Here is an 11,462-nt window from a genome sequence, read left to right on the forward strand (position 1 = left end):
CCGTCATCTCGGAATGTGCGGCCCGGTATTGGCGTCGACGATTTCGGGCGTCGTGCTGTCGATCGCCCCGTCCCAGCCGCCGCCCAGTGCTTTGGCGAGCGCCACGTAGTCCTTCGTCACCGCCACCCGGCTTTGCAGAAGGGCGTCCTCGGCTGAAAACCGCGAGCGCTCCGCATCCAGCACGTCGAGGAAGCTCGTCGAACCGTTCTCGTAGAGCGCGCGCGACAGCTGCGCCGCTTCGCCGTAGCGCCGGGCCGCCTCGGCAAGACTGCGGATCCTGCGCCGTTCCTCGGCCAGTGATACGATGGAGTTCTCGACATCCTCCAGCGCGGCCAGCACGGCGCTGCGCCAGGCGACGTGATATTGATCGCGTTGGGCTTGTGCAGTCTCGACGGCGGCGCGGAGCTTGCCGCCGTTGAAGATCGGTACGCTCAGCGTCGGGCCCAGCGACCATCCGATGGTCGAGTCCTTGCCGAGATCCCCGAGCTTGAGGGCGGTGGTGGAGACCGATCCGCTGAGGCTGAGATCCGGGTAGAGCGCCGCCTCGGCCTGGCCGATCTTGGCGGTGTATTGTGCGAGCTGGCGCTCGGCTTTGCGAACATCCGGCCGCATCGTCAGCAAGTCGGCGGGAACGCCCTTGGGCAGTGGTAGCCGCGGCGAAGGAATCGCTGCGCCTCGTGCCAGCCGCGGCGTCAACGCGGTGGGATCGCGTCCGAGCAGCACGCCGAGACGATGGACGGCTTGCGCGTACGCCGCTTCGTGGCTGGGAATCGTGGCCTCGGTGCTGGCCGCCTGCGCCACGGCTTTCGCGACGTCGACGGATGTCGCCGAACCGGCATCGGACTTCTTCTGCGTCAGGCCTGCAGTTTCGCGCTGCGACGCCGCGGTGCGACGGGCCAGTGCCGCGCGCGCCTGATAGCCGCGGGCATCGGCATAGGCGGAGGCGACGTCCCCGATCAGGGTCAACAGCGTCGCGCGCAGATCCTCGTCCGCAGCCTCGACGTTGTAGCTCGCAGCTTCAACCGCGCGGCGATTGCCGCCGAACAGGTCAAGCTCCCAGCTTGCATCGAAGCCCCCTTCGAACTGGCTGTAGGTGGTGCCGGCGGCCCCACCGAGCGAGGCGCTGCCGGTGCGGTTCGTGGTGGCCGATCCCGAGCCGGAGATCGATGGAAACAGCTCGCCGACCGCCTGCCGCCGCAAGGCGCGCGCCTCGCGGATGCGCGCCTTGGCGGCAGCGACGTCCAGATTGCCCTGCACCGCTTCGTCCATCAGCTCGTTCAGCAGCGGATCGTTCATGCGGCGCCACCATTGCGCGAGGATGGGCGGCCGCGCCGCCCGCTTGTCCGTCCCGTTGCTCCAGCGAGCGGGCAGCTCGATCGACATGCTCTTGTAGTCGGGTCCGACGGCGCAGCCGCTCAGCAACAACGCGGGCGCCGCGAACCACGCGACGCAACCAAGAATGCGCAGGGCGCGTTCAACTAACTGCCTCACTGTTCGCTTGCCGCCGCGCCCTTGTCGGACCATTCAGGCGGCATTCCCACCTTCTCGGCGATCATTCCGGCCACACCGGGGCTACGACCGAATGCCTCGCAGGCGGCATTCTTCGGCTTTCCACCTAATGACGATCCGATCTTGTCCAGCGATGGCAGCTTCGGCGTCGTTCCGAACGGCGTCTCGCCGGTGACAAGGAGCTGGCTGAAGTCGCCGCCGAACGCGGTGGCGAGATCATAGGCATCGCCCGCGGCCGAGACCGTCGGCGAGTTGGTGAAAGAATTGGCGCCGCGCGCCCAGATCATTGCCGCCTGCTGCTTGCCGGTTCGATCCTGCGCTTCGGCTTCGAGCGTCAGGCTTCCCAGCCCGATCGGAAGCCGCGGGATCGGCGCTGGCACGCCGAGCACCGCCGGAACGAGCGATACCACTTTGGATGCACCCGCGGCCACTTCGTCGGTCGGTGCGGCCTGGGTGACCAGCACATGTGCGGTCAGATCCGCTGGACGGTCGGCGCCGACCACTTCCAGCCGTTCGCTCAAGCCAACGCACAATGAGCGATCGATGGCGTTGGCCACCAGCGCGCGTTGCTTGGTGGACAGAGTCGGCGATGCGGCCTGCGAGAACGCCGCCGGAACGATCCGCACCGTCTTTGCGGCGAGGATGTCCACCCTGCTGACGCGGACCAGTGATTTCGCCAGCACGCCGTCGGACGGCGCCATGTTGTCGTAGGACGACAGCGACCCGCCTTTCGTCATCGGCGCAGTGGCACAGCCCGACAACAAGACCATCGCCGCCATGGACAGGGCGGGTATGGACGTCGTGGGCATGGGTGTGGCGAGCAGGCGTAATCCGTCGGAGCCGCAGCCTGAGGTTTTGTTGACAGCACGCCGCTCTGTCCGCGGAGCGGTCATTGCGCTCTCTGCCTGAACGCCGCGATTATGGGCGCGCACTGCGCAGGCAGCTTGGTCTTGTTGTCCTCCAGGCAACGGGAAATCGCCTGAAAATCCGGGATGAGTCCGGATGGACATACCTTTTGAGCGACCTGGCGGCACATCTGCCGCACCTCGTCGCTGACCAGCGGCGCGATATTCTGCGCCGGTTGAGCCAAAGTCGATCTGGCCGTCATGACGGCAAAGGCGGCGAAGACGAACGGTAATTTCATGATGTGCCTCTCGGTCGGTCGAGGCATCACGATAGAACTGGGGCCGATCGTCCCGGATTAAGAGATATTAAGAGATATTTCGGACCGGAGCCGCGACCTGATTTCGGCCATCTTTGAACGCGTTTCTCTGACAATGACGACACAATTACTGGACTGCTTTTTTGCGCAGACAACTCCATGAACTCTACCAAAGCCCAAGCTGGGGCGGGCCTGTCTTGACCTCCGTGATAGCCGCAAAACCGCGCATTCTGTGCGTCGAGGATGACGCCGATATCGCGCGCATGCTGAGCGAGGCAATGACGGACAATGGCTTCGAACCGTTCTGGATCGGGTCGGCGACTGAGATGGATGCCGTGCTCAGGCGCGAGAGCATCGACCTCGTCGTTCTTGACGTGATGCTGCCGGGCGAGGACGGGTTGAGCATCTGCCGCAGGCTCAGGATGTCGTCATCGATTCCGATCATCATGGTCACGGCGCGAGGCGAGGATGTGGACCGGATACTCGGCCTCGAGCTCGGCGCGGACGACTATGTGACGAAGCCGTTCAACTCGCGCGAACTGATGGCGCGGATCCGGGCGCTGCTGCGCCGCTCCGAGAGCGGGGGGGCGTTGACGCGACTGCGGTCGCACCCGTTGATCTTCGCCGGATGGCGTATCGATCCCACGCGGCGCGAGCTCCGCGACCCCGGCAGCGTCAGGATCACGCTGACCAGCGCCGAGTTCGACCTGTTGCTGGCATTCTGCCGCAATCCCGGCCAGGTGCTTTCGCGTGAGCATCTGGTCCGGATGGTACACGGCGGCCTCGCCGGTCCGGACGAGCGGAGCATCGACGTCCACGTCAGCCGTATCCGGCAGAAGATCGAGCCCGATCCGAACGATCCTTCGATGATCAAGACAGTAAGGCTCGGCGGCTATTTGTTCACTCCAACTGTAGAGCAAGCTTGATGGCATTTCTGATGGGATGGCCGGAGCGCCTGATCCCGCGCAGCATCACCACGCAGATTAGCAGTCTTGTCGCCATCTCCGTGATGCTCGGCTTTGCCGTCGTCGTCGCCATCGTGGTACTGCTGTTCGATCCGCCCAGCAATCCGACATTTTCGGTCGCGCGCGTTGCCGACGCCACGCGGCTGCTGAAGGCTGCGAGCAGCTCGATCGAGGCGGACGACCTGCTGGCTGCGGTGCAGCGGACCGGACTGAAGGTCGAGCGCATCGCCGTGTCGGACCTTGTGCCGCGGGATACCGACAGCCTGCCCTTCATTCTGAAGCTTGCGCTTCGGCAGCTCGCGCTCCAGCCGGGCGTCGAACTGGTCGAAGATCTCCGATATCCCGGCAGTACGCGATCGCAGATCGTCACCAGGCTCGATGATGGGCGCGCGCTGATGTTCGATATCTCGTTCGATACCAATCTGTGGCGCTTCCTCCTGACGCCGACGGCGATGCTGCTGATCATCGTTCTGGTCTCGGTCTTGCTGCTGTCGGTCTATGCCGTGCGCTGGGTGATCTCGCCATTGGCCGAGGTCGCCACGGCCGCGGTGGCGTTCGGCCGCTCGCCGAGGGATCATGAAGTCCTGCACCGGAGAGGCCCCCGCGAGATCATGCAGGTGACCGATGCGCTCAACGAAATGCGCACCCGCATCGGCGGGTTGCTCGACGACCGCACCCGCATGCTTGCGGCGATCAGTCACGATCTGCGAACGCCACTGACGCGGCTGCGGCTGCGCGCCGAGCGGGTCGACCAGGACAATTTACGCACCGGAATGCAGAACGATATCACTCACGTGGCTCGGATGCTCGACGACACGCTGGAGTATCTGCGCGACGATGCCCGTTCCGAGGCGATGTCCCTGATCGATCTGCCAAGCTTTCTTCAGACGATTTGCTCCGACTTCGCCGATACCGGACATCCCGTCGCCTATCTGGGCCCGGCGCGCCTTTCCTGCGCCTGCCGGCCGCGCGCGCTGTCGCGCGCAGTCACCAACATCGTGGAGAACGCCGTCAAGCACGGTGGTATCGTGGCCGTCGGTCTCCGAACCAGGCCTGCGGATCTGATCGAGATCGAGGTCGCCGATGACGGTCCGGGAATTCCCTCCGTGCTTCTCGACAAGGTGTTCGAACCCTTTTTCAAGGGCAATGATGCCCGCGTCCAGGACAGCACCGGGTTCGGCCTTGGGCTCTCGATCGCGCGGGACATCGTCAAGCGGCATGGCGGCGCAATCGAAATGCATCCGGGACAACCGACCGGATTGCGGGTGCTTCTGGTCCTGCCGCAGCAGCAGCTTGACATGAGTTGATCGACAGGCGCGTTTCGTCCCGATCTCGCGACTTGCAGCTACCCGCCCTTGACGGCCCCCGCCGTGAGCCCGGCGACGATCTGCCGCTGCGCAAACACCGTCAGCAGCAGCACCGGGAGCGTCACGATCAGTGCGGCAGCCGCAAGCGGGCCCCAGCTCAACTGGTCGAACGAGATCATGTTGTAGACCGCAACGGGCAGGGTGCGCGTCTCGCGTCCCGCCAGCACGATGCCGAACACAAAATTATTCCAGGAGAAGATCACGGCGAGGATGAAGGCGACCGCGATGCCGGGCTTGGCGATCGGCAGGGCGACGTGGCGGAAGACTTGCCAGCGCGTGGCGCCGTCGATCAGGGCGGCTTCCTCCAGCTCCAGCGGCGTAGTCTCGAAATAGCCGATCATGATCCAGATCACGATCGGCACCGTTACCACCAGATGAATGATGATCTGCGGCACCAGCGTGCCGAGCAGGCCGAGCCACTGGAAAAGCAGGAACAGCGGGATCAGATAGGACAGGCCGGGCGTGATGCGCGCGATCAGGATCACGATCGCAGATTTGTGCGCGGCCATGCGCGCGATGCCGTAGCCGGCGGGGACGCCGACGATCAGCGCAAGCAACGTCGCGCTGCCTGTTACGATCAGGCTGTTGATGAAATAGGTCAGGAAGCGATTGGAGGCGAGCACGTCGGCATAGTTCTTCCAGGCGATATGCTCGGGGAGGAACACCGGCGGGTAGGCGGCATTGTCGATCTCGAATTTAAGCGACAGCGACAGCATCCAGAGGAAGAACAGGATCGCCGGCGATACGATGACGAACACCGAAAGCCACAGGCCGATTTTGCCGATGATCTGACGGGGTGTCATGCGTCGCTCGCGATTTCTGTCCACACCATGCGCTGGCGAGCGTAGAGCATCACCGCTGCGAGGGCGACGATGAGGAGGAAGAACACCACCGCGATCGCCGAGCCGTAGCCGAGGTCGTAATAGGTGAAGGCGACGCTGTAGAGATAGATGTTGATGGTCTCCGATGCCGAGCCCGGTCCTCCCTGCGTGATCGCGAAGATGATGTCAAAACTCTTCACCGCGTCGATCATGCGGATCATGCCGGCGATGAACAGGAACGGCATGATCAGCGGCAGCGTGATGAAGCGGAACACCTGCCACAAATTAGCGCCGTCGATCTGCGCGCTCTCATAAGGTTCGGCCGGGATGGCGGCGAGGCCGCCGAGCACGATCAGCATGACGAGCGGCGTCCATTGCCAGGTCTCGACCAGCACCAGCGAGGGAATGACGGTCGCGGGATGAAACACCCAGAGCTGCGCGGGGATCCCGACCAGCGACAGTAGATAATTCAGCACGCCGAGCTGCGGGTGGAACATCATGGTCCAGACCAGCGCGATCGCGACGGGCGTCGCCATCATCGGCATGATGAAGACACCGCGTAGAAAACCGCGGCCGGCGAATTTCTGGTGGAACACCACAGCCGCGAACGTGCCGAGCACCAGCGGCAGCAGCACCGAGAGTACGGTGTAGACGATGGTGTGGACCACAGACTCGAGAAAGCGCGGATCGCTGGTCAGCCGCAGATAGTTGGAGAACCCGACGAAGGTGGTCGACGAGCCGACCTTCCACTCGTTCAGGCTCATCCAGATCGTGAAGACCCAGGGGAAGATGATGATCGCAAGCACGACGACCAGCGCCGGCACCACGAACGGCCAGTAGGACGGCGGCCGCAATTCCTTCTCCGGCGCGGCATCAGACTGTGCCGCGGCCGGAGTCGATTGTGTCAACGCACTCACGTCTTTTCGCTACGCTCCAGGATCGGACGGTACTGGTCGTTCGCCTTCTTCAGCTCGGCTGCGGGATCGGCGCCTGATAGCGTGGCGGTAAGCGCCGCGCCGACGATGTCGCGGAATTCGGCGACCGGGATCACGACGGGCAGGCCAAGCTTGCTGATCTTGCCGGACTCGATCACCGATTGCAGCCACTCCTTGGTCTTCACGCCCTTCTGGACCTCGGGATCGCCAAGGATCGAGTTGCGGAACGGCACACCGCCGCCGGCCTGGAGCAGCCGCGCGCCCTGCTGCTTGGAGACCGCCCACTGGCAGAGCAGATAGGCGGCTTCCTTGTTCTTGCTCGCCGCAGCAATGCCGATGCCGTCGCCATAGGTCGAGGAATATTGTCCCTTGGGGCCGGCGGGTACGACGGTGTAGCCGACCTTACCCACAATGCGCGAGGCGGCCGGATCTTCCAGCGGCGGCGCCCAGCCGACGCCGTCGATCCACATCGCGGACCTTCCTTGCGTGAACGAGGCCATCGACTCCATCCAGTTGAAGCCGGCGACGCCGGGCGGGGCGGCCTTCGTCAGCAGCGTCTGATATAGCTTGGTCGCCGCAATGGCTTCCGGACCGTCGGTCAGGATGTTGCCCTTGGCATCGAGGAATTCGCCGCCATAATCGAGGAAGAAGTTGCTCCACATCGCCATGTTGGCATTGCGCAAGCCCCGTCCGACGAAGCCGTAGATGCCTTCCTTGGGATCGGTGAGCTTCTCGGCGGCCGCGACCATCTCGTCCAAGGTCTTGGGCACCGCAACGCCCTTCTTCTCGAACAGCTCCTTGTTGTAGTAGAGGATGAAATAGTCGACCGACCAGGGTAGCGACATCATCTGGCCCTTGTCGTTCTTGGCGTATTGCAGGCCGGCGGCCGAAAAATCGCTCTCGACGAGATCGGGTGCCGTCAGCGTCGGATCTTTCATGAAGGGCGTCAGGTCGGCGAGCCAGCCGCCTTTTTCGAATTGCCGCTTCTGCACGTGATAGCTGAGATGGACGACGTCGAAGCTCGGCCGGCCCGAGGTGAGCTCGATCACGACCTTCTGGCGCTGCTGCTGCTCGGGGATCTGCTCCGCTTCGACCTGGATGCCGGTGAGATCGGTGAATTCCTTGAGGTTCTTTTGCAGATTGTCGCCGCGCGGACCCTTGGCGAGGATCACCTCAAGCTTGGTCCCGGCATATTTCTTCCAGTTGACCTCGGCGCGCGCCGGCAGTCCCGTCAGGCTGAGCGCGCCAGCCGCGGCGGTCCCGGTCAAGAGCGTACGGCGCGAGATTCTGTAGTCGACCACTTCTAGTCCTCCCTGTGACTCATCGTTCTTTCGGGGGATACTAGCGACCGCGCCGCGTCTGCCTAGTCCTAATTCGCGCCGATCAGGGCCGTACGGCCGGTGCTTCCATCGGCAGGCCGCGCGTCCGCGACATCAGATAGAGCTCGAGCGCGACCAGCTCCGGCGTGCCATAATCATAGGCCTGGGCGCGAACGCCGGTCATGCAGCTGCGCAAGCGCCGCTCCAGCGACCCCAGCGTCTGCCATTCCAGCCGATACAGCGGATAGCCGGTCGGCTGCGCCTGCGTGATCGGCGCGCCCGCAAGACGCTTGTCAAAGTTGTCGTCGTGGCAATTGGTGCAGGCGAGGTTGAGCTGGCCCTCGCGCCGCATGAAGAGGTCGTGGCCCTGCGCGACGAAGGGTTTTAGTTGTGGATCATCGCCGGCCGTGATCGTGATGCCCCGCGACTGGTGGGCGACGAAGGCGGAGAGTGCCAAGAGGTCGCGGCTCTCATAGGGGAGCAGGGTTGCCTGCTGATGGTTGGCGCGGCAGAGATTGATACGCTGGTCGAGCGTGACGGGGCGCGCCAGCGCCTTTTCGAAGGCGGGATAGCGAGCCGCGACGCCCTTCATGCTGGTCGCAGCATCGCCATGGCAATCCGCGCAGGCTTTTTCGGCGCTGCCTGTTTTCTTCGCCCAGAGCGCCTCGCCGTCGAGCACGAACAGCATGCCCGGATTGGCGGTGTCGTCATCCTGCATGGCGCGCGTGTCGGGGCCCATGAAGGTGTAGCCGGACCGGCGCGCATCAGTCGGGATTTCACCGGCGAGCAGGGCTGGGGCCGTGGCCGCGAGCGCCGCCGCCGCTATCGCGTGCCAAAAATTCATTCGACCGTGATCGGCGCCGAGGCGGTGGACGCATAGCCGTTGTCGCCGATCCATTCGAACTCGAACTTGCCGCTCTCCTTTGCGACGGTGAAGAACGACAGGTATGGGTTTGCCGCGATCGCCGGAAACAGGTCAGCACGAAAGATCTCGGTGCCGTTGTAGCGGCACGTAAAGCTCGTGATGATGTCGCGCGGCACCAGCGCGCCGTCGGCGGTGTGGCGGAAGCCGGTTTCCATGATGTGCGATGTCAGCGTGCGGATCTCGATGATGTCGCCGCGCTTTGCCTTGGCCGGGACGTTGATGAGTGCGGCCATCAGTTCATCTCCTCGGTGCAGGCCGCGAGCGTCACGACGATTTCGGTGGTGACCTGCCAGAAGGTGTCGTCGGAGAGACGGGCGATCGCGACCACTTTCTGGGTGTCGGCAAGCCTGATCCGGGTCGAGACCTGGGCGCGGCCGGCGGCGGGACCGAGATAGAAATTGCCGATGTTCGGCTGCGGGTTCTTCTCGTTGAAGATGTGGATGCTCTTGACGTAGTCGCTCGCCGTCATCGGGCTTGCGACACTGATCGTCATCGGCACTGTGTTGCCGTTCTCGACCAGCGGCGGAATGTCGAGCTTCACCTTGCCGGTGCGAATTTGAGCTTCGCCGACGATGTTGCGGATGGCGGTGTTGAGCATGGCCGGCGTCGCTTGCAGCGGCCGTAGCGTGACGATCGGGACCGTTCCGGCGATCGTGACGCCTCCGGCCAGGCTCAGGAATTGTCGTCGTGTGGTCCGCATGAACAGTCCTAGTCCCGAAGCGTTGCAAGATAGGCGACGATGTCCTCGATCTCCGCGGCGGATAATATCGGCTTGGCGGCAAAATTGCGTCCCACCCGGACTAGCCCGTCATTGCGATAATAGGACGGCATGATGGTCTGCGGGTTGAAGCGCGACGCATCGACCAGCCGCAGCCGCAACTGGCCCGCCGACCACCAATTCCCGGTGCCTTTGAGATCGGGCGCGAGGTCACCCTGGAACCGTGCTTCCGGAAACGGGCCGGAATGGCAGAGAATGCAGGTCGTGGTGCGCGCCAGCACCAGCGCGCGTCCGCGCGCGGGATCGCCTGGCGTACCCGCGAGGGGCTGCGGAATGGTATCACCGATGATCTTGTAAGGCACGAGCTCGTCTGCTCTTGCTCCGCAAGCCAGGACCCCGCAAGCCAAAACAAGGCCGGCGGCGATCAGCGCGGCGATATGGAGGGGTGCATTAGCCAAAGGTGTCCGCCGTGATGGTTTGAAACCAGCGCTCGGCCTCAGCCGCCTCGCGGGCGCGCAGCTCGCGCGGGGCATCGACCGGGCTGGTCGCGCCGCCCTCGACCTCGGCGAAGATATCGCCCCTAGGCTGGTAATTGCCGGCGAGCGAGAAGCCGTAACCGGGCGCGACGGTGTTGTAGCAGATTCCAGTCAGCCGCGGCGTCTCCGGCGGACGGCCTGCGATCAGGTTGACGATCGCGCTTGCGCAGGCCTTGCCTTGCGCGCTCGCGGCGGAGGCCGATTTGGGGATGCCACCGCCGAGACAGGCATCGCCGATGACATGGATGTTCGGGACGAGCCTCGACTCGAAGGTCACAGGGTCGATCGGGCACCAGCCGGTCGCATCAATCGCGCCCGCGATCTCGGCGATGCGCCCCGCGCGCTGCGCCGGGATGACGTTGGCGACGTCAGGGGTGTAATTGCCGAATTCGGTGATGATCGTCCGCGTCGAGGGATCGACAGACGTCACGCGGCCGCCTTGCGACAGCGCCACGCGCTCGATCATGTCGCCATAGAGCTCCTTCCACGCCCGCTCGAACAGCCGCTGCTGGGAGAAACTGTCCTTGGCATCGAGGATCAGCACCTTCGAACGCGGCTTCTTCGTCTTCAGATAATGCGCGATCAGGCTGGCGCGCTCGTAAGGCGCCGGCGGACAGCGCGAGGGATTGGCGGGGATTGCGATGGCGACGACACCGCCGTCCGCCATTGCTTCCAACTGCTTGCGCAGCAGCAGCGTCTGCGCGCCGGCCTTCCAGGCGTGCGGCATTTTTCCCGACGCGGCCTCGTCATAGCCGGGCAGGGCTTCGTAGTGGAAGTCGATGCCGGGCGAGAGCACGAGGCGGTCATAGGGAAGCGCGACGCCATCGGTCGTCAAGACGCTGCGCTGCTGCGGCGCGATTGTGGTCACGGCCTGGCCGATCACGGTGACGCCCTCGGCGGCGAGCCCGTCGTAGCCGAATTGCTGCGCTTCGATGTCGCGCAGGCCCGCAATCACCTCGTTGCTGAAGGGGCAGGAGGTGAAGACGGCATTGGGTTCGATCAGGATGACCTGCAAGTCGGCCTGCGCACGCTTCAACGCGCGGGCGCACGCCGCGCCGCCAAAACCGCCGCCGACCACGACGACACGGGCTGTGGATTGCGCGCGCAAAAGCGCTGGCCGCGCCAACGTCGCGGCCGCCATGGTGATGCCGAACACGGCATTCCGCCGTGTCACCGGGCGCATGGTCATCAGGGGCATCTGTAAA

The 11,462-nt window shown here is 64.3% G+C and carries 13 protein-coding genes; 2 read left to right on the top strand and 11 right to left on the bottom strand.

The features are described from left to right. Positions 1–3 precede the first annotated feature (3 nt). The 3 genes from BMW89_RS23015 to BMW89_RS23025 all read right to left on the bottom strand — a co-directional run bounded on the left by BMW89_RS23015 (position 4) and on the right by BMW89_RS23025 (position 2,653). Positions 4–1,524, bottom strand: a complete 1,521-nt coding sequence (locus tag BMW89_RS23015; RefSeq protein WP_092029279.1) for an efflux transporter outer membrane subunit — start codon at positions 1,522–1,524, stop codon at positions 4–6. Beyond that, positions 1,488–2,318: a DUF3313 domain-containing protein gene (locus tag BMW89_RS23020; RefSeq protein ID WP_092029280.1), complete on the bottom strand. Its 831-nt coding sequence runs from the start codon at positions 2,316–2,318 to the stop codon at positions 1,488–1,490. The genes BMW89_RS23015 and BMW89_RS23020 overlap by 37 nt, the downstream gene beginning before the upstream one ends. Before the next feature lie 80 nt (positions 2,319–2,398). Then, entirely contained in the window at positions 2,399–2,653 is a 255-nt protein-coding gene (locus tag BMW89_RS23025) for a hypothetical protein (protein ID WP_143062807.1), read from the bottom strand. A 215-nt stretch (positions 2,654–2,868) separates the two neighbouring features. Between BMW89_RS23025 and BMW89_RS23030 the strand changes: the two genes are divergently transcribed. Together BMW89_RS23030 and BMW89_RS23035 are read left to right on the top strand one after the other, a co-directional pair. Next, positions 2,869–3,597, top strand: coding sequence for a response regulator (locus BMW89_RS23030; RefSeq protein WP_092029282.1), 729 nt, complete (start codon positions 2,869–2,871; stop codon positions 3,595–3,597). Beyond that, the gene (locus BMW89_RS23035; protein WP_244547655.1) at positions 3,597–4,943 is read left to right on the top strand and encodes an ATP-binding protein; all 1,347 of its coding nucleotides are present in this window, start codon (positions 3,597–3,599) and stop codon (positions 4,941–4,943) included. The genes BMW89_RS23030 and BMW89_RS23035 overlap by 1 nt, the downstream gene beginning before the upstream one ends. A 38-nt stretch (positions 4,944–4,981) precedes the next feature. Here the strand turns inward: BMW89_RS23035 and BMW89_RS23040 are convergent, their stop codons facing one another. The 8 genes from BMW89_RS23040 to BMW89_RS23075 form a co-directional block, all read right to left on the bottom strand. Further along, positions 4,982–5,806, bottom strand: a complete 825-nt coding sequence (locus BMW89_RS23040) for a carbohydrate ABC transporter permease (protein ID WP_177196250.1) — start codon at positions 5,804–5,806, stop codon at positions 4,982–4,984. Then, a complete protein-coding gene (locus BMW89_RS23045; protein WP_092029284.1) occupies positions 5,803–6,741 on the bottom strand; it encodes a carbohydrate ABC transporter permease in 939 nt (312 codons plus the stop codon). Before BMW89_RS23045 ends, BMW89_RS23040 begins: the two co-directional genes overlap by 4 nt. Beyond that, on the bottom strand, positions 6,738–8,060 hold the full coding sequence (locus BMW89_RS23050; protein WP_092029285.1) for an ABC transporter substrate-binding protein: 1,323 nt from the start codon (positions 8,058–8,060) through the stop codon (positions 6,738–6,740). The genes BMW89_RS23045 and BMW89_RS23050 overlap by 4 nt, the downstream gene beginning before the upstream one ends. Before the next feature lie 82 nt (positions 8,061–8,142). Continuing rightward, on the bottom strand, positions 8,143–8,922 hold the full coding sequence (gene soxA, locus BMW89_RS23055) for a sulfur oxidation c-type cytochrome SoxA (RefSeq protein ID WP_177196251.1): 780 nt from the start codon (positions 8,920–8,922) through the stop codon (positions 8,143–8,145). Further along, on the bottom strand, positions 8,919–9,236 hold the full coding sequence (gene soxZ, locus BMW89_RS23060; RefSeq protein WP_092029287.1) for a thiosulfate oxidation carrier complex protein SoxZ: 318 nt from the start codon (positions 9,234–9,236) through the stop codon (positions 8,919–8,921). Before soxZ ends, soxA begins: the two co-directional genes overlap by 4 nt. Further along, a complete protein-coding gene (locus BMW89_RS23065) occupies positions 9,236–9,703 on the bottom strand; it encodes a SoxY-related AACIE arm protein (protein ID WP_092029288.1) in 468 nt (155 codons plus the stop codon). The genes soxZ and BMW89_RS23065 overlap by 1 nt, the downstream gene beginning before the upstream one ends. Before the next feature lie 8 nt (positions 9,704–9,711). Further along, positions 9,712–10,179, bottom strand: a complete 468-nt coding sequence (gene soxX / locus BMW89_RS23070; RefSeq protein WP_092029289.1) for a sulfur oxidation c-type cytochrome SoxX — start codon at positions 10,177–10,179, stop codon at positions 9,712–9,714. Further along, positions 10,172–11,455: an FCSD flavin-binding domain-containing protein gene (locus BMW89_RS23075; protein WP_502686400.1), complete on the bottom strand. Its 1,284-nt coding sequence runs from the start codon at positions 11,453–11,455 to the stop codon at positions 10,172–10,174. Before BMW89_RS23075 ends, soxX begins: the two co-directional genes overlap by 8 nt. Positions 11,456–11,462 lie beyond the last annotated feature (7 nt).

It is taken from the genome of Bradyrhizobium sp. OK095 (assembly GCF_900109945.1).
Lineage (GTDB): Bacteria > Pseudomonadota > Alphaproteobacteria > Rhizobiales > Xanthobacteraceae > Bradyrhizobium.